The sequence below is a fragment of the Pseudomonas sp. H26/SER47-MNA-CIBAN-0231 genome (assembly GCF_040310465.1).
GTDB lineage: Bacteria > Pseudomonadota > Gammaproteobacteria > Pseudomonadales > Pseudomonadaceae > Aquipseudomonas > Aquipseudomonas atacamensis.
In genome coordinates, this window is record NZ_JBEOPW010000008.1 from 191025 (window position 1) to 217463 (window position 26439).

Here is a 26439-nt window from a genome sequence, read left to right on the forward strand (position 1 = left end):
CTCATTCGAATCAAGAAGAATACACCGTGAAAACAACCGACCCGATTAGCGAATTGATGGGTTTTGCCCGCAAGCATTCGCCCTTCTACAGGAACAGCCTCGCCGATATTCCCGAGGCAATAAGCTCGCTGTGCGAACTGCCACTACTTGATCCGGCAGACTTCTGGAAAGACAGCGCGGATCTGGCGCAATGGCCGGTTCTGACCGCCCCGATTGCCCACGCCTTGGTCTTCAAGACTGGTGGCTCAACCGGCGGCGGCAGGCTCTCCGTATATGCCCGCACGGAATGGCAACGCACAGTGGAAGCTTTCGGTCGCAGTCTGAGCGAGCAATTCAGCTCCGGCGACCGTGTCGCCAATCTGTTCTTCGCTGGCGACCTCTACGCCAGTTTCCTGTTTATCCACGATTCACTGGCCCATGTGGAAACGGCTATTACCGAGTTTCCGTTTACCGGCGAAGTCGACCCGCCAATGCTGGCCGATGCCATCGTGCAACACCGGATCAACGTGTTGGCTGGCTTGCCTGCGCAACTTTTGACCTTCGCCAGTTGGCTCCAACACCGCGGCCTTGCGCTGCCCTTGGTTGATACCGTGCTTTATGGCGGGGAGAGTCTGTTTGCCTCACAACGCCAGCTCCTTGAGCAAGTGCTGCCCAACGCGCGCATTGCCTCGATCGGCTACGCCAGTGTCGATGGCGGATTCATTGGTGCCAGTCATCGTGACTGCATCGAAGGAGAACATCGCACACCTGACGGCCACGTGCTGCTGGAGATTGTCGATCAGCACAGCGGCGCAACGATCGAGGCCTGCGATCAAACCGGTCTGCTCGTATTGACCAATCTGCATCGCCGCTTGATGCCGTTGATCCGCTATCCCGTCGGAGATCTTGCGTGCTGGCGAGAGCCGTCGGGCACTGCGCAACGCAAATTCGCCCTGCGCGGGCGCAGCGGCAGCAGCCAGCGTGTGCGGGTCGGCATTCTGTCGCTGATGACCGATGAAATCAGCGAAAGCGTACGGAGCATCACTGGCAGCAACGATTGGCAGTTATTGATCGAACACGACGACGGCAGGGATCTGTTGACGGTGAAATACGTAGTCAACGAAGGATCGACCCGCATCAAGGACAGACTCGAGGCCCGCTTGATCGAACTGTATCCGCAGATACCACAACTGCGAGGCGCCGGGTTATTGCAGCTGCGTATACAGAGCTGCCGCTTCGAGGACCTTGCGCGCCATCCTCGCGCAGGGAAAAGCCTGCGGATCGTCGATTTACGCTGCTACGACCGACATGACAGGGAGGTGCGTGATGGAAGCGTTGATCCTGCGCAATTACCGTGACACCGACGCCACGGCAGTCAGCCAGCTGTTTCGCGAGGTCTATGGCGATCATTACGTGCAAAGCGACGTCTACCTGCCCTGCCTGATCAATCAGAACCACGCAGCCAAGCGCTGGCACTCACTGGTTGCGGTCGAGGGTGAACGGATTCTTGGCCATGCCACTTTGTATCGGCAGAGCGAAAGCTCGCACGATGCCGAACTGGCCTTGAGCGTCGTACATCCCGATACCCGCGGAAAGAACATTGCCACGCGCCTGGGCGCGCAACTGCTGACTCATGCACAGGCGTTGGGTTGTCGCAGCGTTTCGATCAAACAGGTCACCCACCACCCCTATACCCAACGCATGGCTATCGGTCTCGGTTTTCATAACACCGGACTGTTGCCGGACTATGTCCGCTCACCCTTTGGCGGCAAAACACCGGAGTCGATCGTCTTGGGTGTCCGCGCCATAGACGGCTATCAGCGTCCGCTGCCGGAGCAGCCGTGGCCAACCCGCTACCGTGCGTTCATGGAGCGTATGACGGCGGCGTTTGGCTGTTCGCCCAGCGCAGCATGCTGGCGCGGGCCCTCGGTTCAAGTTGAACAACACGGCAATCGCCATGAAATGCTCGTGGAAAAACTCGAACCGGAACTGCTCGATCAGTTGCGAACGCTGCCCGGGCATTGGCTGATTTCGATTCGTTTGCAGCTGTCTCGACAGTTTGCCGTGGATCTGCACAGTCTTAACGCCATCGGTTTTGCTTTCACCGGTCTGGCGCCTGCGCAAGACAATCGAGGAGGCTGGCTGACGTTGTTTCATCGCGGTTACCGCACGCGCAAGCTGACATTGCATTGCCCGCACATGCAGCAGTTACACGACCAGGCACAACGTCAAACCACCGGGCGAGCCATGGCTGCGGTGTAAACAGCCCGAGCCCGCACACGGATGAGCGGGCTTCACCAGCCGATGTCAGGCCTTGGCTGTCAGGCCTTTGTCGGACGGAACTGCCGCATTGCCTTCACCATAGGTCTTGAGATTCTGCAGGACGTAAATGGCTTTCTTGAATTCGGGGATCAGGCTCTTGCCGTAGTAATTGCCATTGAGACTGTTGGTCTGGATGGCATCGAGCTGCGTGGCGAAATATTCCAGCGCGTTGAACTTGGCGTCGGGGTCTTTCTGCACACCGAAGCGGTCGAATTTGTCGCCGGCATTGAGCAAGGTGATTGAGGTGATCTCGGAAATCAGGCCGCGCCCGCGCAGGAATTCGCTGAGGTTGCCCAACTGCTTTACGGAGACGTTGGCTGGATCAAAGCCCTTGATCTGCTTGCGCAAACCCTGTTTGTCCATCTCCGCGACGTTAAGCGCATTCGGATCGTTGCCGACCAGGGTCAGCATCTGCTGCACCTTGACGCTCTGCGAAACCTGCTTTTTCGCGCCGGTATCACGGACCATTACGCCCGCCTTGCTTTCCCAGGCGCCGGTATAGCCGATCGTCATGCGAGGATTCCTTGTGCAATGAGCATGAAATGTCCTTGTTCCAACCAATTGAATGGGCGCGAGTATCGGCCGCTTCGCCTGATCCAACCAACCCTTTTGTGCGCTTTTTTACAAATCTCGTACATTCATGACACTGAGCTTAAGGCCCGCAAACATTGCTTCAGAGCCGTCATCAGGATGTAACAACTGTGGCGATTGCGGGGGATGTACCAATCCCGATACCAACCGGTCATCGCCCTGAGTTCTTTCGGCACGCAAGTACCTAAAGCTTCCGCCCGTAACGACGATACGCTGTGATACCCGCCCTGTTTTATTCCTGCCCTCCAACAAAAAGCCGCTCAAGGATCAGTTCCATGCCCGCACTGCGCACTATTCAGGCTCGCTACACGCTGTTTCTGATTCTGTTCATCCTGTTGTTGTCCGTGCTGACCGTGGTCGGCATCAGCCAACTGGTCGCACCGACCCTGCGCGATACCGAAGAGAAGGTCGTGCTCAACCGCATCGCCGAAGTCGCCGTGCAGATTCAGGGCGAACTGAACAAGGTGCAGGCGCAGCAACGCAGCATCACCCAGACCATCCCCCTGCTCGACAGCGCCGCCATCGACGTGGTGCTGCCAGGACTGGTGGATCAGTACGGCGAACTGAAAGTCTTTGGCGGCGGTATCTGGCCGTTGCCGGGCCAGCGCGAAGCCGGGCGCAACAAGTTCAGCACCTTCTGGCACCGCGATGCCTCGGGTCAGCTCAAGGTCAATACCTTCTGGAACAGCGACGCCGCACCGAACTACTACGACCAGAGCTGGCACAAGGGCGGCATGGCCACCCCGCGCGGCCAGTGCGCGTGGGCCGCTGCCTATAAGGACGACGCCAGTGCCGAGCCGCGCACCAACTGCGCCATGGCGATCTACAAGAACGGCAGTGCCTGGGGTGTTTCGACCATCGACGTGACCCTGGGCTTCTTCAACGATTTGGTAGCGCGCAAGGAAAAAGACCTTAACGCCGAAATGCTCATCGTCGAGGCTGACGGCAAGATCATCAGTAACAGCTCGCGCATCAGCGGCCCGATCGTGTTGAAGAACATCAGCGAACTGGCGGCCAGCTCGACCTTCATCAATCAGATCAAGAACGGCCTGCAGAACCGCGATAAAGCGCAACGCGTCGAGTTCGACAACAACGGTGAAGACGCCACCTTCTTCATGCGCCCTATCGAGGGCACACCGTGGTTCCTCGCCACTGCCCTGCCGACCAAGATGCTCACCGCCCAGCGTGACGATGTGCTCAACAGTCTCAGCCTGATCCAGATTCCGCTGGTGATCCTGCTGGTGCTGTTGCAGGTTTACGCGATTCGCAAACTGGTACAGCGCATGAAGGCTCTGAAAGCCAACATCGATTCACTGTCCAGCGGTGACGCCGACCTGACCCGTCGCATCACCATTCGCGCTGAGGACGAACTGGGCGCCATCGGCCATTCGGTCAACACCTTCATCGTCTATTTGCAGAACATGATCGGCGAAGTCACCCAGGCCACCGGCGCCATGGCTTCCAGCCTCGACAACCTGCAGCGCACCTCGGCACATACCGGCCAGATTCTGCTGCGTCACGCTTCGGAAACCGATCAGACCGTCACCGCCATCAACGAAATGAGCTCGACTGCTGAAAGCGTCGCGCAAAACGCCGCTGAAACCGCTGCGTTCACCCAGCGTGCCAATGAGAACGCAGACCGCTCGCGCGTTGTCGTCGGGGAAGCGACCAACAGCGTGGTCGCGCTGATCGACGAAGTGGCCAGCGCTACACACAAAGTTGAAAACATGCAGCAGGACGCACAGCGCATCACCGAAATCCTCGGCGTCATCGGCGCGATTGCCGGGCAGACCAACCTGCTCGCCCTCAACGCCGCGATTGAAGCGGCCCGGGCCGGTGAACAGGGGCGCGGCTTTGCGGTGGTGGCGGATGAAGTCCGCGCCCTCGCCGCCCGCACTCAGGCCAGCACTTCGGAAATCAACGAAATGTTGACCCGTCTGACCCAAGGCGTGAGTTCGTCGGTCAGCGCCATGGAAAACACCCAGGCCAGTTGCCAGTCCGCCGCTGACGCCACCGCCCGAGTCAACTCGGGGCTGGACGAAATGGCCGGTTCGGTCAGCCACATCAACAGCCTCAGCACGCAGATCGCCACCGCCGCCGAACAACAAAGCGCGGTCACCGAAGAGATCAACCGCAGCATGGTGCAGATTCGCCACATGGTCGATGAACTGGTGCAGAGCGGCCACGCCAGCGAGCTAAATACCCGCCAGTTGCTCGAAGCCAACAGCCGCGTGAGCGCGATCATGGGGCGGTTCAAGGTCAGTTAAGCCAACCGCGACCACGGGGTTTTGGCCTTTACGCCAGTCCCCTGTGGGAGCGAGCCTGCTCGCGAAAGCGATTTTTCAGTCACTGTTTCTGCGGCTGGTCGACCGCATTCGCGAGCAGGCTCGCTCCCACATTGGTTCGGCTGTCTTGTAGCAACTGGAAACACTCAGTTGATGCCGGGATGGAAAAACCGGTCAAAATGCGTTCTTGCTGACCTTCACCGAGTCGAGAGCCCATTCCCATGCGAAGCCAACTGCGTCTGCTCACCCTGAGCGCCCTGTTCATCTCCTCCCTGGCGCAAGCCGCCGAGCTGATCCCGATCGAAGTGCACCGCGATGCCAATTGCGGCTGCTGCAAAAAGTGGATCAGCCATCTCGAAGCCAATGGCTTCAAAGTCGAAGATCACGTCGAAAGCGACATGAGCAGCTTTAAACAGCAGCACGGCGTACCACCGCGTCTGGCGTCCTGCCACACGGCGATCATCAATGGCAAATTCGTCGAAGGCCATGTGCCGGCCGATCAGGTGCTTGCGTTGAGCAAGCGCGACGATCTGCTGGGTGTGGCTGCACCGGGCATGCCAATGGGCTCGCCGGGCATGGAAATGGACGGCATGAGCGATGCGTACCAAGTGATCGGCCTGAAGAAGGACGGCGCTGACGTGGTAGTGGCGGACTACCCGGCCCGTTGATGGGGGCAGCCTACTTCGGCCTGTTCTTTGCTGCGTTTGGCGCGGCGACATTGTTGCCGTTGCAGTCCGAGGCGCTGCTGGTCGGCCTGATCGTCAGCGAGCGTTACTGGCTGTGGGGTTTGCTCGCGGTAGCGACGCTGGGCAACGTGCTCGGTTCGCTGGTCAACTGGTGGCTGGGCCGTGGCATCGAGCGCTTTCAGGATCGACGCTGGTTCCCGGTCAGCCCAAAGCATATGGCCAAGGCGCGCAAGCACTATGAGCGCTATGGGCATTGGTCGCTGCTGCTCAGTTGGCTGCCGGTGATCGGCGATCCGCTGACCTTGATAGCAGGCGTCATGCGCGAACCGCTCGGGCGCTTTCTGTTGATCGTCACCCTGGCCAAAGGCGCGCGCTATGGCGTGCTGGCCTTGCTGACCCTAGGCTGGCTCGGTTGAACCAACCCTCAGTGTGATTGCCTTTGTTTAACGTCGGCGTAATCCCGACCTTCCAGAGTCGGCCAATTTTCAAGGAGTTTGTGCTTATGTCCGTCACGCTTTCCCGCTGGCTGCCCGGCCTCGTCCTCAGCGCTGCCTTGCCGTTAATGGCGCAAGCGGCCACTGAAACCGCCCCCGTCGAAGGGCCTGCCTACGGCCCGGAGCTGCAGGGTTTCCAATATCCCTACACGCTTAAACATTTCGTCTTCGAATCCCAGGGTCAGAAACTGCAAATGGGTTACATGGACGTCGCCGCCAATGGCAAGGCCAACGGCCGCACCGTGGTGCTGATGCACGGCAAGAATTTCTGCGCAGCGACCTGGGACAGTTCGATCAAAGCCCTGAGCGATGCCGGCTACCGCGTGATTGCGCCGGATCAGATCGGCTTCTGTACATCCAGCAAACCTGAGCACTATCAGTACAGCTTCCAGCAACTGGCGACCAACACCCAGCAATTGCTCAAGGCGTTGGGCATTCAGAAAGCCACTGTGCTCGGCCACTCCACCGGCGGCATGCTCGCCACCCGTTATGCGCTGCTGTTCCCGGAGCAGGTCGATCAATTGGCGATGGTCAACCCGATCGGTCTGGAAGACTGGAAAGCCCTCGGCGTTCCCTATCGCACCGTCGATCAGTGGTATCAGCGTGAGTTGAAAGTCACGGCCAAGGGCATTCGCGACTATGAGCGCACCACTTATTACGACGGCCGCTGGAAGCCGGAATTCGATCGTTGGGTCGACATGCTCGCCGGCCTGAGCAAAGGTCCGGGCAAGACCCAGGTCGCGTGGAACTCGGCGCTGATCTACGACATGATCTTCACCCAGCCGGTGTACTACGAGTTCAAGGACCTGAAGATGCCGACCCTGTTGCTGATCGGCACCTCAGACACCACCGCCATCGGCAAGGACCTCGCACCGCCGGAAGTGAAAGCGAAAATCGGCCACTACGAGGTGCTCGGCAAACAGGTCGCCAAGCTGATTCCGCAGTCGACGCTGATCGAATTTCCGGGCATGGGTCATGCGCCACAAATGGAGGAACCGGAAAAATTCCATCAGGCGCTGCTCGGCTGGCTGGGCAAGACTCCTTCCGCTCCATGATGAGGCAAGCCGATGACGGTGCAGATTGCAGTGATCGATGACTGGCAGGACGTGGCACGCGACGTGGTCGACTGGTCCGTGCTGGAGAGCATCGGTGAAGTGACCTTTGTGCATGATTACCCGGCCGACAACGCGGCACTGGCCGAGCGCCTCGGCCAGTACGAGGTGATCTGCGTCATGCGCGAACGCACGCGCTTCGACGCCGACTTGCTCGGGCGCTTGCCCAATCTGAAGTTGCTGGTCACCGGCGGCATGCGCAATGCCGCGCTGGACATGCCGGCCGCTGCAGCGCTGGGCATCAAGGTCTGCGGCACTGACAGCTACAAACACGCCGCGCCGGAACTGACCTGGGCGCTGATCATGGCGGCCACCCGTGATCTGGTGAAGGAAGCCAATGCCCTGCGCGCCGGCCATTGGCAACAGGGCCTCGGCGGGGATCTGCACGGCAAGACCCTGGGTATTCTCGGTTTGGGCAGCATCGGCCAGCGGGTCGCGCAATTCGGTCAGGTGTTCGGCATGCGGGTGATTGCCTGGAGCGAAAACCTCACGGCCGAACGCGCTGAACAGGCCGGCGTGACGTACGTCAGCAAGCAGCAATTGTTCGAGCAGGCCGACGTGCTGTCGGTGCATCTGGTGCTCAGCGAACGCAGTCGCGGTCTGGTTGATGCGCAAGCGCTGGAGTGGATGAAACCGAGCGCGCTGCTGGTTAACACTGCTCGCGGGCCGATCGTCGATGAAGCGGCGTTGATCAAGGCGCTACAGAAACGGCGCATTGCCGGGGCAGCGCTGGACGTGTTCGAGCAAGAGCCTTTGCCGGCCCTGCACCCGTTTCGCACGCTGGACAATGTCCTCGCCACGCCCCATGTGGGCTATGTCAGTCGGCAGAATTACGAGCAGTTCTTCCGGCAGATGATCGGGGATATTCAGGGATGGGCAGCCGGGGAGCCGGTGCGTCTGTTGAATTGAGTCCATCACTTTAAAGTTGAGTTGCTGCAACAGGCCTCTTCGCGAGCAGGCTCGCTCCCACAGGTTGTACGCGTTCCAATGTGGGAGCGAGCCTGCTCGCGAAGGTCTCATCTCAGATACCGCTCTGAAATACCCTCGCACCACAACGGTGCAACCGGCCCATCCCCTAGCGCAAAACCGTGACTACCCAGTCACCGTTTTGGCCCACTTCGACCGAAAAACATGCCCTTCGTCGGAGCGTTTCCCCTCCTGAACCCTCGCTTACATTCCGACACAACCGATTGTCGAACAATTTACCCATTTGCCCCGACCCGCTCTAGGATCTGGCCTAGACTGATTTTTCAGTGGCCAAACCACTCGGTCATACCGACGAAAAAAAGTCGAAACTTTTGCTTCACGCCACAGGTCATCAGAACAACTGGGCGAAAGCGACTGGTGTAATCCTTGCAACGGCCTCACCACCCATTCTGCTTGCGCGTGTTGGGTCAGCATTTGCTCACCGATGCGTGGCGCCTTTGCGCCCGGCCACAGGACTTGGCCACGAAACAGCTTGTTCGAGACAAGAATCAGATCACACACGGGAGATACATATGATCAGTGCGGCATTGGATATTCAGGGAGAGCGTGCTCACCAGTCGCTTGGAGAATCGAGCACCATCAGTGTTCCCGGCAGCCGACAGATCAACGTACCCGGCACCAAGACGCTTGCTCCGGTAGCAAGCCAGAATCCCAACAAGAAAAAAGTGTTGTTTGTGACTTCGGAAATCGCCGATCTGGTCAAGACCGGCGGCCTCGGTGACGTCTCCGCCGCCCTGCCCCGGGCCATGGCCCATCTGCATGATGTGCGGGTGCTGATCCCCGGTTATCCGCAAGTGGTGCACAGCGAAAACCCGATTCACATCATCGGCGAGCTGGGTGGCCACGCTGCGCTGCCACCTTGCAAGATCGGACGCATGGACATGCCCGATGGCCTGGTGATCTACGTGTTGATCTGCCCTGAACTCTACGAGCGTGAAGGTGGCCCTTACGGCGCCAACAACGGTCGCGACTGGCCGGACAACCATATCCGCTTCGCCCGTCTCGGCCTGGCCGCTGCCGACATCGCCGCCAATCTTGCGCAAATTCACTGGCGCCCGGATCTGGTGCACGCCCATGACTGGCCGGCTGGCCTCGCGCCCGCTTACATGCACTGGCGCGGGCAGCGCACGCCAACGCTGTTCACCATTCACAACCTCGCCTACCAGGGCGTGACCAGCCTCGGTTCCTGCCCGGAGCTGGGGATTCCCACCCATGCCCTGCAACAGGAAGGCATGGAGTTCTACGGCAAGATGTCGTTCCTCAAGGCCGGCATGGCCTATTCGAGCCACATCACCACCGTCAGCGCGACGTATGCGCAAGAGATCACCACCCCGGACTTCGGCTGCGGCCTCGACGGTTTCCTTGCCGCCAAGACCCAGCAAGGCCTGCTCAGCGGTATCCCGAACGGCATCGACGAGAGCTGGGATTCGGCGACCGACCCGCACCTGTTTGCCCCGTTCGCCATCGGCGACTGGGAAGGCAAAGCGGTCAACGCCGCCCACGTCCGTGAGCTGTTCGGCCTGAATGACTCTACCGGCCCACTGTTCGCCGTGGTTTCGCGCCTGGTCTATCAGAAAGGTCTCGACCTCACCGAAGCGGTGTCCGAATTCATCGTGCAGAACGGTGGTCAGATCGCGATCATTGGTCGCGGCGAGCCGGAAGAAGAGCAAGCCATGCGTGAACTGGCCCTGCGCTTTCCTGGCCAGATCGGCGTACGCATCGGCTTCAACGAAACCGATGCCCGACGCATGTTCGCCGGCAGCGATTTCCTGCTGATGCCGTCGCGTTACGAACCATGCGGCCTGAGCCAGATGTACGCCCAGCGTTTCGGCTCGCTGCCGGTCGCGCGCAACACCGGCGGTCTGGCCGACACCATCGAAAACGGCGTCACCGGTTTCCTCTTCGATGAGTCCACCGTTGATAGCTATAAAGAAGCCCTGAGCCGCGCGTTCAAGGTCTTCGCCTTCCCGGAACTGCTCAATGCCATGCGCTGCCGCGCCATGGCTGCACCGTTCAACTGGAGCAAAGCGGTTGAACCGTACGCCGAACTTTACGAACAACTGGTCGCCAAGGCGTTGGGTAAAGCCAGCCACAAATAACCAGGGAGTTGCAGAAAATGCCGTCAAGGACCCAAGAAACCTGGCCCCACGGCGCGATCATGCTGGATGCCGAGCACACGCAATTTGCGTTGTGGGCGCCTGACGCGTTCTACGTCAGTGTGGAACTGGAGGATGGAAAATCGTTGCCCATGCTGCCTCAGGGCGACGGTTGGTTTGTAATCAAGGCCAATTGCCCGGCGGGCAGTCGCTACCGTTACTGCATCGATGGCGAACTGGAGGTGCCGGACCCGGCCTCCAGAGCGCAGGATGGTGACCTTGACCGCCACAGCGTGGTGGTCGACCCCCATGCCTATCAATGGCGGCACACGACCTGGAATGGTCGGCCGTGGAGTGAGGCGGTCATTTACGAGCTGCACGTCGGTGCGCTCGGTGGATTTGCCGAAGTCGAACAGCATCTGGCGCGGCTGGTGGCGCTGGGCATCACCGCCATCGAACTGATGCCGCTGGCGCAATTCCCCGGTGATCGCAACTGGGGCTATGACGGGGTGCTGCCCTATGCACCGCAAGCCTCCTACGGCACACCGGAACAACTCAAACACCTGATCGACACCGCCCACGGCCATGGCCTGGCGGTGATTCTCGACGTCGTCTACAACCACTTCGGTCCCGATGGCAACTACCTGCATCGTTACGCCAAAGGCTTTTTCCGCGAGGACAAGCACACGCCATGGGGCGCGGCGATCGATTTCCGCCGTCCGGAAGTGCGTGAGTTCTTCATCGAAAACGCATTGATGTGGCTGCTCGAATACCGCTTCGACGGCCTGCGTCTGGATGCGGTGCACGCGATTGAAGATCCCGACTTCCTCAGCGATCTGGCCCGACGCATTCGCCAGCAGATAGACCCGACCCGGCACGTCTGGCTGACCGTCGAGAACGAGCTGAACCAGTCGAGTCTGCTGGAAAACGATTACGACGCGCAGTGGAACGACGACGGTCATAACGCGTTGCACGTGCTGCTGACCGGCGAAACCGACGCCTATTACGCTGACTATGCTGCGCAGCCCACCGAGCAACTGGTGCGCTGCCTGAGTCAGGGCTTCGTGTTCCAGGGCCACATCACTCGCCATGGCGAACCTCGCGGCGAGCCGAGCGAACATCTGCCCTCCACTGCTTTCGTGCTGTTCCTGCAGAACCATGACCAGATCGGCAACCGTGCCTTTGGCGAACGCCTGCATCAGCTCGCCGACCCGCGTGCGGTACAAGCGGCGACGGTGTTGTTGCTGCTGTCGCCGATGATTCCACTGATGTTCATGGGCGACGAGTTTGCCGCCGAGCAACCGTTCCTGTTTTTCACCAGTCACCACGGTGAACTGGCGGAACTGGTGCGTGAAGGTCGGCGCAACGAGTTCGCCGCATTCAGTGCCTTTACCGATCCGCACAAGCGCGAACAGATCCCCGATCCGAATGCCGAAAGCACTTTCCACGCTTCGCAGCCGCGATTGTCCGGCAGCGGCACGCCATTGCAACAGCAGACCCAAGAGCTCTATCGGCAACTGCTCAAGTTGCGGCACCAATACATCATTCCCAACCTCTCCGGGACCCAGGCTCTTGGCGCGCAGATGCTCGGCTATGGCGCGGTCAGCGCACGCTGGCGACTGGGCAACGGCAGTGAGCTGCGAATTGACCTGAACCTCAGTGACACGCCAGTGGTCAACCCTGCACAGACCGATACCGAGTGGCTGTTTCAACAGCCAGCCGCGATCGAGCTGTCGGACCCGAACCAACTGCCGGCGTACACCGCGCTCGTCAGCCTCACGGCCGCACCCGTTATGCACCCCCTGGATGGAGAGCGCCTATGAGCGATGCGCAACTGGAAATACTCGCCAGTCGAGCCGGCCTTGCCGTCGACTGGATCGACGCCAACGGGCGTCAGCAAAAAGTCGCTCCCGCTGTGTTGCGCAATGTCCTGATCGGACTCGGCCACCCCGCCAGCACCGCGCAAGAAATCGATGCCAGCCTGCTGGAATTGCAAGAAGTCCAGCAAGACCGCCATTTGCCACCCCTGCTGACCTGCGACGTGGGCGTTGCCCTCGACCTGAGTCGCTACTTCTCACCGGAAACCCCCTGCGAAATCCATCTTGAAGACGGCTCGCAGATGAACCTGAAGCTGGACAACGAAGCCATGTTGCCCGGCTTGATTCCGGTCGGTTACCAGCAAGTGCATATCGCCGATCAGTATTTCACGCTCGCCGTGGCGCCTGAACGCTGCTTCAGCGTCGCCGATGCGGTCGATAGCCCGATCCCGCGCGCCTGGGGTCTGAGCGCCCAGTTGTATTCGCTGCGCCGTCCGGGTGACGGTGGTTTTGGCGACACCCAGGCGCTGGAGGAACTGGTTCGTGTAGCGGGCGAACGTGGCGCCGATGCGCTGGCGATCAGTCCGATGCACGCGATGTTCAGCGCCGACAATGGCCGCTACAGCCCCTATTCGCCGTCCAGTCGTTTGTTTCTCAATTCACTGTATGCCGCGCCGGGGAGCATTCTCGGCGAACGCGCGTTGCGTGATGCAATTGATGCCAGTGGCCTGGCCGCGCAGTTCGAGCAGCTGGAAAATCTCAAGCTGATCGACTGGCCGACCGCTGCCGAAGCCAAGCAGAAACTGCTGCAAGCCTTGTATGACGGTTTCGTCGCTGGCGAGCATCCGCTGCACGCCGACTTCGCCAGTTTCCGCCATGCCGGTGGCGAAGCGCTGGAGAACCATTGCCGCTTCGAAGCGATTCAGGAAATGCGCGCTGCTCGTGGCGAAAGCCTCGACTGGCGCCAATGGCCAGAGCACTGGCACGACCCACGCGGCGCGGCGCTCGGCGCGTTTGCCGAGGAATATGCCGAGCGCATCGGTTATTTCGCCTTCTGCCAATGGCTGATCCATCGCTGCCTCGAACGCGCCCAAACTGCTGCGCGCAGTGCTGGCATGGGGATCGGTCTGATCGCCGACCTCGCGGTCGGTGCTGACGGTGCTGGCAGTCAGGCCTGGAGTTTCCAGGACGAATTGCTCGCCTCGCTGACCGTAGGCGCACCGCCGGACATCCTCAATCGCAGCGGCCAGGGCTGGGGCATTTCCGCGTTCTCGCCGGAAGGGCTGATCCGCAACGGTTTCCGCGCCTTCATCGACATGCTGCGCGCCAACTTCGCCCACGCCGGTGGCTTGCGTATCGACCATGTCATGGGCCTGCAACGCCTGTGGGTGATTCCCAACGGCGCCGCTCCGGCGGATGGCGCCTATCTGTATTACCCGTTCGACGACATGTTGCGCCTGCTGACCCTGGAATCCCATCGGCATCAGGCCATTGTGCTCGGCGAAGACCTCGGCACGGTACCGGAAGGCCTGCGGGAAAAACTCGCCGCGCGTTCGATTCTGGGCATGCGCGTGTTGTTGTTCGAACAGGACAACACCCGTTTCAAACCGATTCTTGACTGGCCGGATGATGCCTTGGCGACCACCAGCACCCATGACCTGCCGACACTTAATGGTTGGTGGCATGGTCGTGACATCGACTGGAATGCACGCCTGGGTCTGGTCGATGCCAACGGCGAAATCGACTGGCGTCGGCATCGTGAGCGTGAACGCGAAGGCCTGCGCGATGCGCTGCGCCAGGATCCGCAGAACTTCCGCGAAGAGTCCCACGAAGCCGATCAAGTGGTCGATGCCAGTGTGCGTTTCCTCGGCCACACCCGCGCGCCGCTGGTCCTGCTGCCGCTGGAAGATGCCTTGGGTATCGATGAACAGCCGAATCTGCCTGGCACCACCGATTCACATCCGAACTGGTCGCGACGTTTGCCCGGTCCCAGCGAAGCGTTGCTGGACGGCCCCGATGCCGCCCGCCGCCTGGAACTGCTGGCCTGCGCGCGCCTTCAAGCCTCTGAGCGTGACCAATGAATCAACAGCAAATCCAGCCACTGCGCGCCACCTTGCGCCTGCAATTTCATAAGGGTTTTACCCTCGAACAAGCGGTGCCACTGGTGCCGTACTTTGCCCGCCTCGGCATCAGCCATATCTACGCCTCGCCCCTGCTGGCGGCGCGCGCCGGTTCCATGCATGGCTACGATGTAGTCGACCCGACCCAGGTCAACCCTGAGCTGGGCGGCGAGCCGGCATTGCGCCGACTGGTCAGCACCCTGCGTGAACACAACATGGGCCTGATCCTCGACATCGTTTCCAACCACATGGCCGTGGGCGGCAATGACAACCCGTGGTGGCTCGACCTGCTCGAATGGGGACGCCTGAGCCCGTACGGCGAATTCTTCGACATTCAGTGGCACTCGCCGGACCCGTTGATGGAAGGCCAGTTGCTGCTGCCGTTCCTTGGCAGTGATTACGGCGTGGCGTTGCAGGAAGGCACGCTGAAGCTGAAATTCAACGCGCAGACCGGGACTTTTTACGTCGAGCATTACGACCACCATTTCCCGATCTGCCCGAACAACTATGGCGAGCTGCTCAAGTCCGACGACACGCTGAAGTCTCTGGCAGATCGCTTCAGCACACTCAGCTACCAGACCGACGCACATTCGCTGGCGATGCCGCTCAAGCAGGAGCTGCGCGAGCTGGCAAGCGATCCGCGTGTTTTGGCCACCATCGAAAGCAATGTTGCTCAATACGATTCGACCACCGACGAGGGCTTCCACAAGCTCCATGAGTTGCTCGAGCGGCAAAGCTATCGCCTGGCCAGTTGGCGCACGGCGGCGGACGACATCAACTGGCGGCGCTTCTTCGATATCAACGAGCTTGGCGGCCTGCGCGTCGAGCGTCCGGCGGTGTTCGAAGCGACCCACGGCAAAATCTTCCAATTAGTCGAAGAAGGTCTGGTCGACGGCTTGCGCATCGACCACATCGACGGCCTCGCCGACCCGCGTGGCTACTGCCGCAAATTGCGCCGTCGCCTTGATCACTTGGCGCCGGGGCGTCATCTGCCGATCTATGTCGAGAAGATCCTCGGCGAGGGCGAAACCCTGCGCCGCGACTGGAGCGTCGACGGCACCACCGGCTACGAGTTCATGAATCAGCTGTCGCTGCTGCAACACGACCCGGACGGCGAACACGTGCTCGGCGAACTCTGGCAGCGCCGCACTGAGCGCCCGGCTGCGTTCATGGAAGAAGCGCAACTGGCCCGTCAGCAGATCCTCAACGGCTCGCTGGCCAGCGACTTTGAAAGTGTCGCGCAAGCCCTGCATCAAGTCGCACGGGATGACTTGATGACCCGCGACCTGACCTTGGGCGCGATTCGCCGCGTGCTGCATGCGCTGATCGTGCACTTCCCGGTTTATCGCACTTACATCAGCGCCATGGGCCGGTCCGAGCAGGACGAAGCGATTTTTCAGCATGCCATGGACGGTGCGCGGCAAACCCTCAGCGAAGCCGACTGGCCGGTGCTCGACTCGGTCGCCAGCTGGCTCGGCGGCACGCCATGGCGCCGCAAGCCGCGTGGGCGCTCGCGCAAGATCCTCAAGCATGCCTGCGTGCGTTTCCAGCAACTGACTTCGCCGGCGGCGGCCAAGGCCGTGGAAGATACCGCGCTGTATCGCTCGGCGGTGCTGCTGTCGCGCAATGATGTCGGTTACAACACCGAGCAGTTCAGCGCGCCGGTCAGCGAGTTCCACGAAGTCAATCAACAGCGCATGGCCGAGTTTCCTGACAACCTGCTCGCGACTGCCACCCATGACCACAAGCGCGGCGAAGACACCCGCGCCCGGTTGGCCGTACTCAGCGAGCGCAGCCATTGGTACGCCGATCAGGTCGAACTGTGGCGCGCCCTCGCCCGCCCGGTGCGCATCGAAGATGACGCGCCTTCCGCTGGCGACGAACTGATCCTCTATCAGGCATTGCTCGGCAGTTGGCCGCTGGACCTGCAGGACGATGACCAGGCCGGTTTCGCCGATTACGCCAAGCGCATCTGGCAGTGGCAACAGAAAGCCCTGCGCGAAGCCAAGCTGCAGAGCAGCTGGAGCGCGCCGAACGAAGCTTATGAAAACGCAGCACAGGCGTTCACGGAAAAGCTGCTGACCGGTGAAGAAGGCGAGTTGCTGCGTGCGGCGCTGAGCAAGACCGTCAACAGCATCGCCGCTGCCGGCGCGCTCAACGGGCTGGCGCAAACCTTGCTGCGCATGACCGTACCGGGTGTGCCGGATCTGTACCAGGGCAACGAGTACTGGGACTTCAGTCTGGTCGACCCGGACAACCGCCGCCCGGTGGATTACGCCGCTCGCGAGCAAGCGTTGCAGGCATCCGTGCCGGGTACCGAACTGCTCAAGGATTGGCGTGACGGGCGCATCAAACAGGCGCTGATCAGTGAGGTGTTGAACCTGCGCAAGGAACACAGCGAGTTGTTCCGTCGTGGCGATTACCAGCCATTGGAAGTGCTGGGCAGTCAGGCGCACAACGTCTTGGCATTCGCGCGTGAACACGAAGGCGTGCGGGCCATTGTCGTAGTGCCGGTGCGTTGCGCGACGTTGCTGGAAAACAGTGCCATCCCGCAGGTCGATGCGCTGCGCTGGGGCGATACGCGGGTGGTTTTACCGTCTGCCGCTTCGGATGCAAACCTGAAGGGACTTTTTGCAAGCAGCGTAGTCACACAAAACAGGGAGCTGAATGTCAGCGAAGCGCTGGGGGATGTCCCGGTCAATCTCTTTATCCAACACTTAACACAAGCATGAGTTCAGTTCAGGAGCATTGCGATGAGCACCGACGATAAACGCATTCGCGAATTCGCCTATCAGATCTGGGAGTCGGAAGGGAAACCTGAAGGCCACGAAGAACGTCATTGGGAAATGGCGCGCAAGCTGGCCGAGGCCGAAGCGCTGGCACCGAAGAAGCCACCGAAAGCGGCGGGCAGCAAAGTGGCTGGCAAGACTACAGCCGCAGCAGCGAAAAGCACCGACGGCAAGACTCCGGCAACCGCCAAAGCCAAACCGGCAACGAAAGCCAAGCCGGCGGCCACGCCCAAAGTAGTCCCGCCGGGCGAAAAGGCTGCCGAGAAAAAGCCGCGAGCCGCGAAGAAGCCTCCGGCGAACTGACCCGATCCATTTTTGAACTGAATGACTGTGTGGCGAGCGTGCTCGCCACAAGGGGTTCTTGCGCCCCGAAGAAAGCCCCTTATTGGGAAAAACACACAATCCTGTGGGAGCGAGCCTGCTCGCGAAAGCGCTAGGTCAGTTCCCGAAGATGTCGGATATGCCGGCGCTTTCGCGAGTAAGCTCGCTCCCACCAGGAAATCTCATTGCCTGAACTGTCCCGTTTTTTGCAGGAGCAATCATGACCCGTCCAAAGAAAGCCGAACCCGCTGCGCACGCCGAGCCGTCGAGAATCCGTGAAGGCCTGCCCTTCCCGCTCGGTGCGACCTGGGATGGTCTGGGGGTGAACTTTGCTCTGTTTTCCGCCAACGCCACCAAGGTCGAGCTGTGCATTTTCGACGATGCCGGCGAGGTCGAGCTCGAACGCATCGAGCTGCCGGAATACACCGATGAGATCTACCACGGCTACCTGCCGGATGCGCATCCTGGCTTGATCTACGGCTACCGCGTATATGGTCCTTATGACCCGGCCAATGGTCACCGCTTCAACCACAACAAACTGCTGATCGACCCGTACGCCAAGCAATTGGTCGGCGAGCTGAAATGGTCGGAGGCGCTGTTCGGCTACACCATCGGCCACCCCGACGCCGACCTCAGTTTCGATGAACGGGACAGCGCGCCATTCGTGCCCAAGTGCAAGGTCATCGACCCGGCGCACACCTGGGGCAACGACCATCGCGTCAGCGTGCCGTGGGACAAGACCATCATCTATGAAACCCACGTGCGCGGCATCAGCATGCGTCACCCGTCGGTGCCGGAAAACCTGCGTGGCACTTTCGGCGGTCTGATGGTCGACGACGTGCTCGAGCACATTCGCAAGCTCGGTGTTTCGTCTGTCGAATTGCTGCCGATCCATGCTTTCGTCAACGATCAGCATCTGCTGCAAAAGGGCATGACCAACTACTGGGGCTACAACAGCATCGCGTTCTTCGCTCCGGACCCGCGTTATCTGGCCAGTGGCAAGATTGCCGAATTCAAGGAAATGGTCGCGCATCTGCACGATGCCAACCTCGAAGTGATTCTCGACGTGGTCTACAACCACACCGCCGAAGGCAACGAGCAAGGTCCGACCCTGTCGATGCGCGGTATCGACAACGCCTCCTACTACCGCTTGATGCCCGACGACAAGCGCTACTACATCAACGATTCCGGCACCGGTAACACCCTGGACCTGAGTCACCCATGCGTGCTGCAAATGGTCACCGACTCCCTGCGCTACTGGGCCAGTGAGATGCACGTTGACGGTTTCCGCTTCGACCTGGCAACCATTCTTGGCCGTTACCACGATGGTTTCGACGAGCGCCACAGCTTCCTCGTCGCCTGCCGTCAGGACCCGGTGCTGCGTCAGGTGAAGATGATCGCTGAGCCGTGGGACTGCGGTCCCGGCGGTTATCAGGTCGGCAACTTTCCGCCGGGCTGGGTTGAGTGGAACGACAAATTCCGCGACACCGTGCGTGCGTTCTGGAAAGGTGACGACGCTCAGCTTGCCGATTTCGCCAGCCGCATGACCGCTTCCGGCGAGATGTTCAACCAGCGCGGGCGCCGGCCGTATTCGTCGGTGAACTTCATCACCGCCCACGACGGTTTCACTCTCAACGATCTGGTGTCGTACAACGACAAGCACAACGAAGCCAACGACGAGAACAACCAGGACGGCAGTAACAACAACCTGTCGTGGAACCACGGCGTCGAAGGCCCGACCGACGATCCGGAAATCAACGCACTGCGTCATCGGCAGATGCGCAACTTCTTCGCCACCCTGCTGCTGGCCCAAGGTACGCCGATGATCGTTGCCGGTGACGAGTTCGCCCGCACTCAGGACGGCAACAACAACGCCTATTGCCAGGACAGCGAGATCGGCTGGGTCAACTGGGACCTGAGCGAGGACGGCAAGGCCCTGCTCAAGTTCGTCAAACGCCTGATCAAGCTGCGCCTGACTTATCCGATCCTGCGTCGCGGACGCTTCCTGGTCGGCGAGTACAACGAAGACATCGGCGTCAAGGACGTGACCTGGCTGGCACCGGACGCCACCGAGATGACCACCGAGCACTGGCACGATGCGCACAACCGCTGCCTCGGGATGCTGCTCGACGGTCGCGCGCAGGAAACCGGCATCCGCCGCAAAGGCGCCGACGCGACCCTGTTGCTGGTGGTCAACGCACACCACGACATCGTCATCTTCACCCTGCCGGAAGTGCCGGATGGCGGCTTCTGGACCTGCATGATCGACACCAATCAGCCGTCGATTCGCGGCCAGGAGCGCTTTGACTTCGGCCATGAATATTCGGTGACCGGGCGTTCGTTGCTGTTGTTCGAACTGCAACGTGACGAAGAAGATTGATATGGACTTTCAACATTATCTGGCCCGCCGTCCGCCAGATTACGCCGACACCAACGCCCTCGGCCGTTGCCTGCGGGCAATGGTCGAGGCCGGCCTCGACCGCTTGCCGTTGCCCGGCAGCGGTCACACGCTGGAGCGCTTTCAGCGTCTATCGGAAGTCGGTGGACACGATTTAGGCCTGTGCAAACTCTATGAGGGCCACACCGACGCGCTGGCGATCATCGAGCAATTGGGCGGTACGCCAACCCCGGGCAGTACGTGGGGCATGTGGGCCGCCGAACCGCCGCAGGCACGGGTGAAAGTCACGCCGGCCGGGCATATGGTGACGCTGAACGGGCGCAAGGCCTGGTGCTCTGGCGCTGCGGTGCTCAGCCACGCCTTGCTTACCGCATGGGACGCGGACGGTCAGCAGCAATTGGTTGCAGTCGCACTCGATCAACCTGGCGTGACCATCACCGATCAAGGCTGGCAAGCGGTGGGCATGGCGGCCACCGGCAGCGTTGAAGTGCTGTTCGACAACGCCGAAGCGCAGGCCATTGGCAACCCCGGTGATTACCTGCAACGGCCGGGGTTCTGGCAGGGCGGGATCGGTATCGCCGCTTGCTGGTACGGCGCTTCACGGCGGATTGCCGAAGGGCTGCGTCAGCATTGCGCGCAACGCGATGAACCGCACGCCCTCGCCCATCTCGGTGCGACTGACACAGCACTGCAAGCGGCAGCCGATGTGTTGCGCTTCAGCGCGCTGCAAATCGATGCGCAACCCGAGGCCGACGCTGAATTGCTTGCTCGTCGCGCCCGCGCGGTGGTCGAACAGTCTGCCGAACAGGTGATGCGCGAAGTCGGCCGGGCGCTGGGTGCCGGGCCGTTCTGTCAGGATCGGCATTTCGCCAGGTTGAGTGCCGACCTGCCGGTGTTTCTGCGCCAGAGTCATGCCGAACGCGACCTTGCTGCACTGGGCCAGCAGATTGCTGGTCAGTCCTGCGAGGTCTGGGCGCTATGAAGGACAACCCGATCGTCGGCCAAGGCACTTCATTGCAGCAATGGCAGGCTTCGCGGCGTCTGGCCGAGCTGCCGGCCATCGACATTCTTGACTTGGTACCGCTGGGCTCGCGAGCGGTGATCATCGCGCCGCACCCGGATGACGAAGTGCTCGGTTGCGGCGGCATCATGCAGTTGCTGGCGGCAGCCGGACGGCCGTTGCAGTTGATTTCGGTCACCGATGGCAGCGCCAGTCACCCCGGCTCGCAGCGCTGGACAGTCGAGCGATTGAGCGTGGTGCGTCCGCAGGAATCAGCCGAAGCCCTGCGGCGCCTCGGCTTGCCGATGCACAGTCTGAAATGGCTGCGCGGCGGTTTTACCGATACCCAAGTGGCGGCGCAGGAAACCGAGTTGAGCGAATTCATCGCCGGTTATCTGCATGCCAGTGATGTGGTTTTCACTACCTGGCGCCAGGACGGTCACAGCGATCACGAGGCCGTCGGCCGCGCCAGTGTCGAGGCGGCGCGACGCGTCGGTGCGACCTGCCATGAACTTCCGGTCTGGACCTGGCACTGGGCAACCCCGGAAGACGCCTCGGTGCCATGGGAACGCGCGCGCAAGATTCTTCTGTCACCCACGCACATCGCGCGCAAACGCCACGCGGCCCACGCGTTCGCCAGCCAGCTGGAAGGCGACCGCGACGTCGGGCTCGGGCCGGTGCTCGCTCCCTATGTGCTTGATCGTTTGCTGCAACCTTTTGAAGTGGTGTTCCTGTGAGCGTCGATGACCGCTATTTCGACGGCCTGTTCGCGGGCAATGACGACCCATGGGCGTTCCGCCAGCGCTGGTACGAACAGCGCAAGCGCGCAATCACCCTCGCCGCCCTGCCGCGTCCGCGCTACAGGTCGGTGTTCGAACCGGGTTGCGCCAACGGCGAACTGAGTGCAGAACTGGCTCCGCGCTGCGACCGCCTGTTGTGCTGCGACACGGCGAGCGCGGCGGTGAAGCTGGCGCGTACGCGCTTGAGCGTGTTCGAGCATGCCGAAGTCCGTCAGGGCCGCCTTCCGGCTGACTGGCCCGAGGAAAAATTCGACCTGATTGTATTCAGCGAAGTCGGCTACTACCTCGACGAAAAAGATCTGACAGAAATGATCCGCCGGATCAGTGAATCGCTGACCGCCGACGGCCAATTGCTGGCCTGCCACTGGCGCCCGCCGATCGAGGGCTGTCCGTTGAATGCACGGCAGGTCCACGATCAGATCCACGATCAGTTGGCTTTGCCGCGTCTTGTGCTGCATCAGGAAGCGGATTTCATTCTCGAACTGTGGAGCCGCGAGCCACGCTCGGTGGCGGCCCTGGAGGGCTTGCGTTGATCGGTATCGTGATTCCCGCGCACAACGAAGAGGCGCTGCTTGATGAATGCCTGCATGCAGCGTTGCGCGCCAGCCAGCATGCACAACTGGCCGGCGAGCCGGTGGAAATACTGGTGGTGCTCGACAGTTGCAGCGATGGCTCGGCGCAGATCGTCAGCGCTTATCCAGTGCTCAGCTTGCAGATCGATGCGCGCAACGTTGGCGAAGCCCGCGCCACCGGTGCGCGCCTGTTGCTCGAGCGCGGTGCCCGCTGGATCGCCTGCACCGACGCCGACAGCCGCGTCGCCGATGACTGGCTGGTGGCGCAACTGGGGCTGGAGGCTGATGCTGTGTGCGGCACGGTCACTGTCGAGCACTGGCACGAATCGATCGATGAGGCGGCGCAGATTCGCTATCACCATCACTATCAGGCCCGCGATGGCCATCGGCACATTCACGGCGCCAACCTCGGTGTCAGTGCCGAGGCTTATCGTCTGGCCGGCGGTTTCAAACCGCTGACCTGTGACGAGGATGTGCAACTGGTGCGTGCGCTGGAGCGCAGCGGCGCCAATATCGCCTGGAGTCACCGTCCGCAAGTGCACACCAGCGCCCGTCTCGACAGTCGGGCCAAGGGCGGGTTCGGTGACTTTCTGCGCAATCTGGCACAGCTGGAATAAAAAATTACGGATCAGATTGATCTGTGACGCGACGAATCGGCTGTCTTGAGCAATACTCTGCCTCGCAGTAATCCAAGGGTTGGAGCGCTGCACCGTTGCTATTCATTTGCCTTCACGGGCCGCGATCAGCGTTGGCTGCTCACGACTGAGGGCGAGATACCACAAGGACGTCGCACTCATGAAATCGTCATTACTCAACGAACACGGCCTGCCGGCACAGATCTGGAACAGCGCGCCGCAACTCGACAATATTCCCGTCATCAACACCCACAGCCTGGTACCCGCCGGCGCCCGCGCCGTGGTCATCGCGCCGCATCCGGGCGACGAAGTGGTCACTTGCGGCGGTCTGCTGCAATTGCTCTCCAGCCTTGGCCATCCCCTGCAATTGCTCTCGATTACCGACGGTAGCGCCAGCCACCCCGGCTCGCGCCAGTGGTCGGAACAACGTCTGAGCGTGTTCCGCCCGCAGGAAAGCGTCGAAGCCCTGCGCCGCCTCGGCCTGCCCATGCACAGCCTGAAGTGGGTGCGCGGCGGCTTTACTGACAATGCACTGAGTGATCAGCAAAGCCAGCTCACCGAGTTCATCGGCCGTTACCTGCGACCGGGCGACGTAGTGTTCAGTACCTGGCGCAAGGACGGCCCGCCGGATCACGAAGTGGTTGGCCGCGCCAGTTTCGACGCGGCGCAGAAGGCCGGGGCGACCTACCACGATGTGCCGGTGTGGGCCTGGCACTGGCCGGAGCGCGAGCAGCAAATGATTCCCTGGGAACGCGCGCGCAAGCTGCGTCTTGACACCTGGACAGTCGCGCGCAAGAGCCACGCCACCCACGCTTACGCCAGCCAGCTCAAGGGCGAACCGGCCATCGGCATCGCCCCGCTGCTGCCGCCGGTGCTGCTGGAGCGGATGCGCTTGCCGTATGAAATCGTCTTCTTCTGAACGGCGGAAGCTCAACATACCTGTGGGAGCGAGCCTGCTCGCGAAAGCGGTGTGTCATGTGTCAGATGTATTGAACGTGATGAAGTCTTCGCGAGCAGGCTCGCTCCCACATTGGCCCAGCAGTGAATCATCGGAAGGAACTGCCACCCCCTCAAACCAGTCGCATGAACAGGCATGGCCCAATTCAGAGGAGTGAACGTGTCCAGCGATCCCAAGCGTCAAGCGGTCGACGCGCCAGTCATTCATCGCCTGCGGGTACTCACGGTCAACACCCACAAGGGCTTCACCGCGCTGAATCGGCGGTTCGTTCTACCGGAGCTGCGCGAAGCGATGCGCAGTACCTCGGCCGATCTGGTGTTTCTGCAGGAAGTGGTGGGTGAGCACGAACGCCATTCCAGTCGTTACAACGACTGGCCGCAGACGTCGCAGTACGAATTCCTCGCCGACAGTATGTGGAGCGATTTTGCCTACGGGCGCAACGCCGTTTACCCGGATGGCCACCACGGCAACGCGCTGCTGTCGAAATACCCGATCCGCGAATATCGCAACCTCGACGTGTCGATCACCGGGCCTGAACGGCGCGGGCTGTTGCACTGCATTCTTGATGTGCCTGGGCATGCCGAGGTGCATGCAATCTGTGTGCATTTGAGTCTGCTGGAAAGCCATCGGCAATTGCAGTTGCAGCTGCTTTGCCAGTTGCTTGAATCACTGCCCGACGATGCGCCAGTGATTATTGCCGGCGATTTCAATGACTGGCAGTTGCAAGGCAACGCCGCCCTCGCCCGTCGCGATTATCTGCATGAAGCCTTTGAGCGCCATCATGGGCGCCCGGCGAAAACCTATCCCGCGCGGTTTCCCTTGCTGAGGCTTGACCGGATCTACTTGCGCAATGCCAGTAGCCACGATCCAAGGATTCTTGGCAACAAGCCGTGGACGCATCTTTCCGATCACTTGCCGTTAGCAGTTGAAGTACACCTGTAGCTGCGTTTTTGACAGCAATTAAATGACAGGCCTTCCCGGCAACTGACGCTCGGGAGGACCTTTCGTCGGCGGCAAAAAACCGTCAGCCGCCTGCTTCGCAAGCGTTTTTCCATGCAAACAAACACTTAGTTATGTGCAGAAAAACAAACGCTTGCAAAGGCTGATTTAAGCGCGCCATTCATCGTGCATTTTCTTGACGCGCAGGCGTCACTCTTCTTATCTCTACCTTACTACCCCCGGAATCACTACTGGGGCTGACCTTCCGGCACTCGCGAAATCGAGCAGCCGCGGTTCGCCCCGCTCTATTCGGTCGCCCCTCGTTCGGGGTAGGAGAGACGCCAAACACGAGATGACGCATGCGCTTGCAAGGTAGACCTCCATGAAAACTTCACTGACCCCACACGAACTGAAAATCACCCTTTGCACAGTGTCAGGTTCACTGTTGCTGTGTTCGTCCATGGAGGCGCATGCGGAATTTTCGGCGGATGAACCCGCGTGGTATCGCGCCGATGTCCCTGTGATGACCTTGCCAGTGACCGTGATAACGCCCGGACCGCTGCCATTGAGTCAGCAGAGTTCGCGCCTGATCACCGAGGATCTCGCGCCCTCCGCATGGGATGAGCTGTACGGCAGGAGCGCTCGGCGCGCGCAGACTGATGCGCTGTCCTCCGGTTACGCGATGCCCGGTAGCGAGTTCAAAGGCCCGGCGGTGGTTACCTTGAAAAGCAGCAACGGCGCCACCCAGACCCTTGGCCTGATCGGTGGCGATAATCAGATTCAGTTGAATGCCGATGGTGCGCTGACCCGACGTGCCCTCGCCGACCGCAACACTGACAGCCTCAACCTGCAAGGCCAGAGCCTCGGCGCCTATTACAGTCTGGTGGGTGCGCAAGGCTGGCACGTCGACCTGTCGGCCAGCGGCGGTCGGGTCAGCGGTTTCAGTCGGACCGCGCAAGGTAACCGGCAAGCCACCGAAGGCAATGCGATGACCTTTTCCGTCGAAGGCGGTTACCCGATCGGCTTGAGTGAAAACTGGGTGGTCGAGCCGCAGGCACAACTGATCAACCAGCGCATCAGTCTCGACGCGCCTTATGCCGGCTCGGGTAATGCTTCTTCCACCGACCTGACCGCGTGGAGTGGCCGCGTCGGTGCGCGATTGAAAGGCAGTTATGACTTGAACGGGTTGCCTGTCGAACCCTACGTGCGCACCAACCTTTGGCACACCGTTTACACCGGCAGCACGGTGACGCTCGATCAGGTCGACAAGATCAGCAGCAGCCGCAAGTCTTCAACAGTGGAGTTGGGTTTGGGCCTGGTGGCGCGGGTCACACCGGCGGTAAGCCTGTACATGAGCGCCGATTACAGCAGCGATGTGGATGACAATGACCTGAACGGCATTATCGGCAGTCTCGGCGTGCGGATGCGCTGGTGATCTCCAGACTACCGAAAACCCTGTGGGAGCTGGCTTGCCAGCGATGGCGGCGTGTCAGTCAACAAAGATGCTGAATGTGACGGCCTCATCGCGGGCAAGCCCG

General features: G+C 60.9%; 20 protein-coding genes and 2 pseudogenes. 21 read left to right on the forward strand and 1 reads right to left on the reverse strand.

Annotation, left to right across the window (positions count from 1 at the left end; genetic code table 11):
* Window positions 1–26: 26 nt before the first annotated feature.
* Window positions 27–1337, forward strand: a complete 1311-nt coding sequence (locus AAEZ10_RS15070; RefSeq protein WP_350569850.1) for a phenylacetate--CoA ligase family protein — start codon at window positions 27–29, stop codon at window positions 1335–1337.
* A complete protein-coding gene (locus AAEZ10_RS15075; RefSeq protein ID WP_350569852.1) occupies window positions 1306–2241 on the forward strand; it encodes a GNAT family N-acetyltransferase in 936 nt (311 codons plus the stop codon). Before AAEZ10_RS15070 ends, AAEZ10_RS15075 begins: the two co-directional genes overlap by 32 nt.
* 45 nt (window positions 2242–2286) lie before the next feature.
* Here AAEZ10_RS15075 and AAEZ10_RS15080 read toward each other — a convergent pair whose 3' ends face one another.
* The gene (locus tag AAEZ10_RS15080) at window positions 2287–2814 is read right to left on the reverse strand and encodes a hypothetical protein (RefSeq protein WP_071172374.1); all 528 of its coding nucleotides are present in this window, start codon (window positions 2812–2814) and stop codon (window positions 2287–2289) included.
* Window positions 2815–3167: 353 nt separating this feature from the next.
* Between AAEZ10_RS15080 and AAEZ10_RS27980 the strand changes: the two are divergent.
* From AAEZ10_RS27980 to AAEZ10_RS15170, 19 genes and pseudogenes are all read left to right on the forward strand, one after another.
* Window positions 3168–4298 (forward strand): annotated as a pseudogene (locus AAEZ10_RS27980) (HAMP domain-containing protein); the annotation flags it as partial.
* A 333-nt stretch (window positions 4299–4631) separates the two neighbouring features.
* Window positions 4632–5159, forward strand: a pseudogene (locus AAEZ10_RS27985) (methyl-accepting chemotaxis protein); the annotation flags it as partial.
* 239 nt (window positions 5160–5398) lie between these two features.
* On the forward strand, window positions 5399–5845 hold the full coding sequence (locus AAEZ10_RS15090; RefSeq protein WP_016774649.1) for a DUF411 domain-containing protein: 447 nt from the start codon (window positions 5399–5401) through the stop codon (window positions 5843–5845).
* Window positions 5845–6279, forward strand: coding sequence for a YqaA family protein (locus AAEZ10_RS15095; RefSeq protein ID WP_071172371.1), 435 nt, complete (start codon window positions 5845–5847; stop codon window positions 6277–6279). Before AAEZ10_RS15090 ends, AAEZ10_RS15095 begins: the two co-directional genes overlap by 1 nt.
* Window positions 6280–6365: 86 nt before the next feature.
* Window positions 6366–7412, forward strand: a complete 1047-nt coding sequence (locus AAEZ10_RS15100; protein WP_071172370.1) for an alpha/beta fold hydrolase — start codon at window positions 6366–6368, stop codon at window positions 7410–7412.
* A 12-nt stretch (window positions 7413–7424) separates the two neighbouring features.
* The gene (locus tag AAEZ10_RS15105; RefSeq protein WP_073474567.1) at window positions 7425–8378 is read left to right on the forward strand and encodes a D-2-hydroxyacid dehydrogenase family protein; all 954 of its coding nucleotides are present in this window, start codon (window positions 7425–7427) and stop codon (window positions 8376–8378) included.
* Window positions 8379–8968: 590 nt separating this feature from the next.
* Window positions 8969–10555, forward strand: a complete 1587-nt coding sequence (gene glgA / locus AAEZ10_RS15110) for a glycogen synthase GlgA (protein ID WP_016774645.1) — start codon at window positions 8969–8971, stop codon at window positions 10553–10555.
* Window positions 10556–10572: 17 nt separating this feature from the next.
* On the forward strand, window positions 10573–12375 hold the full coding sequence (treZ, locus tag AAEZ10_RS15115; RefSeq protein ID WP_122612248.1) for a malto-oligosyltrehalose trehalohydrolase: 1803 nt from the start codon (window positions 10573–10575) through the stop codon (window positions 12373–12375).
* Window positions 12372–14450 (forward strand): 4-alpha-glucanotransferase, encoded by a 2079-nt coding sequence (gene malQ, locus AAEZ10_RS15120; protein WP_122698339.1) that lies wholly within the window; start codon window positions 12372–12374, stop codon window positions 14448–14450. Before treZ ends, malQ begins: the two co-directional genes overlap by 4 nt.
* Window positions 14447–17221, forward strand: a complete 2775-nt coding sequence (locus AAEZ10_RS15125; RefSeq protein WP_350569859.1) for a malto-oligosyltrehalose synthase — start codon at window positions 14447–14449, stop codon at window positions 17219–17221. The genes malQ and AAEZ10_RS15125 overlap by 4 nt, the downstream gene beginning before the upstream one ends.
* A gap of 21 nt (window positions 17222–17242) precedes the next feature.
* Window positions 17243–17581, forward strand: a complete 339-nt coding sequence (locus tag AAEZ10_RS15130; RefSeq protein ID WP_130929880.1) for a DUF2934 domain-containing protein — start codon at window positions 17243–17245, stop codon at window positions 17579–17581.
* Between the two features lie 238 nt (window positions 17582–17819).
* Window positions 17820–19979, forward strand: a complete 2160-nt coding sequence (glgX, locus tag AAEZ10_RS15135; protein ID WP_350569861.1) for a glycogen debranching protein GlgX — start codon at window positions 17820–17822, stop codon at window positions 19977–19979.
* A 1-nt stretch (window position 19980) separates the two neighbouring features.
* Window positions 19981–20979: an acyl-CoA dehydrogenase family protein gene (locus AAEZ10_RS15140; protein ID WP_024012877.1), complete on the forward strand. Its 999-nt coding sequence runs from the start codon at window positions 19981–19983 to the stop codon at window positions 20977–20979.
* Entirely contained in the window at window positions 20976–21734 is a 759-nt protein-coding gene (locus AAEZ10_RS15145; protein WP_073474580.1) for a PIG-L deacetylase family protein, read from the forward strand. The genes AAEZ10_RS15140 and AAEZ10_RS15145 overlap by 4 nt, the downstream gene beginning before the upstream one ends.
* Window positions 21731–22330 (forward strand): class I SAM-dependent DNA methyltransferase, encoded by a 600-nt coding sequence (locus AAEZ10_RS15150; RefSeq protein ID WP_071172362.1) that lies wholly within the window; start codon window positions 21731–21733, stop codon window positions 22328–22330. Before AAEZ10_RS15145 ends, AAEZ10_RS15150 begins: the two co-directional genes overlap by 4 nt.
* Window positions 22327–22986, forward strand: coding sequence for a glycosyltransferase family 2 protein (locus tag AAEZ10_RS15155; RefSeq protein ID WP_071172361.1), 660 nt, complete (start codon window positions 22327–22329; stop codon window positions 22984–22986). The genes AAEZ10_RS15150 and AAEZ10_RS15155 overlap by 4 nt, the downstream gene beginning before the upstream one ends.
* A 178-nt stretch (window positions 22987–23164) precedes the next feature.
* Complete coding sequence (locus AAEZ10_RS15160; protein WP_016774638.1) at window positions 23165–23923, forward strand: PIG-L deacetylase family protein; 759 nt, start codon at window positions 23165–23167, stop codon at window positions 23921–23923.
* 198 nt (window positions 23924–24121) lie between these two features.
* The gene (locus AAEZ10_RS15165) at window positions 24122–24904 is read left to right on the forward strand and encodes an endonuclease/exonuclease/phosphatase family protein (protein ID WP_016774637.1); all 783 of its coding nucleotides are present in this window, start codon (window positions 24122–24124) and stop codon (window positions 24902–24904) included.
* Window positions 24905–25283: 379 nt separating this feature from the next.
* The gene (locus tag AAEZ10_RS15170; protein WP_350569864.1) at window positions 25284–26336 is read left to right on the forward strand and encodes an autotransporter domain-containing protein; all 1053 of its coding nucleotides are present in this window, start codon (window positions 25284–25286) and stop codon (window positions 26334–26336) included.
* Window positions 26337–26439 lie beyond the last annotated feature (103 nt).